The 2,667-nt window shown below is 37.7% G+C and carries 1 protein-coding gene; it reads left to right on the top strand.

From position 1 onward, the window contains the following. Nucleotides 1–50 precede the first annotated feature (50 nt). A complete protein-coding gene (locus VFS71_RS08995) occupies nucleotides 51–2,342 on the top strand; it encodes a DNA topoisomerase 3 (protein ID WP_326400740.1) in 2,292 nt (763 codons plus the stop codon). Nucleotides 2,343–2,667 lie beyond the last annotated feature (325 nt).

Below are 2,667 nucleotides of genomic sequence, written 5' to 3'. Positions count from 1 at the left end.
ATACCAATTTCTAAATCCCTAATTTCGCCTTCAAATTAGAAGTCAAAAAAATGAAGGTCTGTATTGCCGAAAAACCAAGTGTCGCAAGAGAAATCGCATCCGTTTTGGGAGCCAATACCAAACACGATGGGTATTTCGAAGGCAATGGCTATCAGGTCACTTATACCTTTGGGCATTTATGCACCTTAAAAGAACCTAACGATTACAAACCCAATTGGAAAAGTTGGGATTTGAATAACCTTCCCATGCTTCCTGAAAAATTTGAAACCAAAGTGGTACAGAATTCGGGAATTCAAAAGCAATTTAGAATCGTAAAAGGTTTATTTGACAAAGCGGAATTGGTCATCAACTGTGGGGATGCTGGACAGGAAGGAGAACTCATTCAGCGTTGGGTAATGAACGAAGCCAATTACAAAGGCGAAGTACAGCGCCTATGGATTTCGTCCCTTACCACCGAAGCCATCAAAGAGGGTTTTGAAAACCTAAAACCATCCGCAAACTACGATAATTTATACTATGCAGGATTTTCCAGAGCCATTGGCGATTGGTTACTCGGCATGAACGCCACCCGTTTATACACTGTAAAACATGGCGGGTACAAACAAGTATTGTCTATTGGTCGTGTACAAACTCCAACCCTGGCTATGGTTGTTGATCGATTCAAAGAAATCGAAAATTTCAAACCTCAACCCTATTGGGAACTGCAAACTTTATATAGAGAGACGCTTTTCAGTTATGAGGAAGGACGCTTCTTGAAAAAGGAAGACGGAGAGATTTTGGCCAGCAAAGTCAAAGAAAGTGATTTTGAAATTGTTTCAGTCGAAAAAAAGAACGGCAATGAGTATGCGCCAAAGCTTTTTGACTTAACAGGTTTACAAGTGTATTGCAATCAAAAATTTGGTTTTTCAGCAGATGAAACGCTTAAAATCGTGCAGACTTTGTACGAACAAAAAGTAGTTACGTATCCGAGAGTAGATACCACATTTTTGCCAAACGACATCTATCCAAAAGTACCAGGAATTCTACAAAAACTAACCAATTATTCCGAGTTGACGCAGCCTCTTTTGGAAAAAAAGATTAAAAAATCACCCAAAGTTTTCAACGATAAAAAAGTAACAGATCACCACGCCATTATTCCAACGGGAGTACAATCCAATTTGCAATATAATCAGCAACAAGTGTATGATATTATTGTGAAACGGTTTATCGCTGTATTTTATGACGATTGTTTGGTTGCCAACACTACAGTAATTGGAAAAGCTGCCGATGTACTATTCAAAACCACCGGAAAGGAAATCTTGAAAAAAGGATTTCGCATAGTTTTTGAAGATCCAAATGCTAAAGAAAAAGAAGCCAATATATTGCCAAGTTTTGTTGTAGGTGAAAAAGGACCACACGTACCCTCCTTTTTAGAAAAAGAAACCAAACCGCCCAATCAGTTTACAGAAGCAACTTTATTGCGGGCCATGGAAACCGCGGGCAAGCAAGTCGATGATGAAGACTTACGAGAACTAATGAAAGAAAACGGTATTGGCCGTCCGTCAACGCGAGCCAATATTATTGAAACCCTTTTCAAACGCCAGTATATCGTTCGAAACAAAAAACAGGTATTACCAACACCAACAGGAATTCAACTGATCGATACCATTCAAAATGAATTAATAAAGTCGGCTGAATTGACGGGTTCTTGGGAAAAGCAATTGAAAGATATTGAAAAAGGGACTTTTACCGCTGGTTCGTTCATCAGTAATATGAAACGTATGGTAGAAGCCTTGGTTTATGAGGTGCGAAGCGAAACCAGACGCGCCAATATTTCGCATGCAGGAAGTATTCAAAAGCGAGAAGCTACCGTTGAGAAAAAGAAAGCAGCAGGAATTTTGGCTGAAATTTGTCCGAAATGCAAAAAAGCAACGCTTGTAAAGGGAAAATCTGCTTATGGATGTGCCGATTATAAAGCAGGTTGTCATTTTGTATTGCCATATACATTTGCGGAGAAAAAAATATCCGAGAACCAATACTTGCGATTACTTCAAAAAGGATCAACCGTAAATTTGAAAGACTTCAAAACCGATGCCGGTACTGTAGAAGGTTTGCTTCGCTTTGATGAAAATTTCAAACTTATATTAGAACCAAAGAAAACTGCAGTAAAAGCAGCACCCGATTCATTAGTCTGTCCAAAATGTAAAAAAGGAACGGTGCTGAAAGGAAAAACGGCCTATGGCTGTGGCGACTATAAATTGGGTTGTGATTTTAAAGTAACTTTTGATGTGGTTAGAGAAAAACTAAAAGATCAAAAACCTACTAAAGAACTGGTTTATTCTATTTTGAATGAAAGCATTTAAGAGCATTAAGCACTATTCTTGGAAGCTTCAAAATAAATTAAGTTTTTTTACCGCAGATTACTTCGTCTATTCGCTATCGCAAAATTAAAAAAAGCAACGCTATTCTATTTTTTCATAATTTAGCATTATTCAAAAAAAATAAATATTTAGACAAATGTTTCAAAAAACAACTCTTTTACTGCTTTTACTAGCCATTGTTTCCTGCAAAAACTCTGAAGCAACTGAGAAAGACCAAATAAAAACAGCCAATTGGCTATTGGGAAAATGGGAAACCAAAACTGCTGACGGTAATCTTTCCGAAAGTTGGAAACAACTCAACGACAGT

Source organism: Flavobacterium sp. (assembly GCF_035760125.1).
Taxonomy (GTDB): Bacteria; Bacteroidota; Bacteroidia; order Flavobacteriales; family Flavobacteriaceae; genus Flavobacterium.
This window is presented reverse-complemented; position numbering and strand designations above follow the sequence as displayed.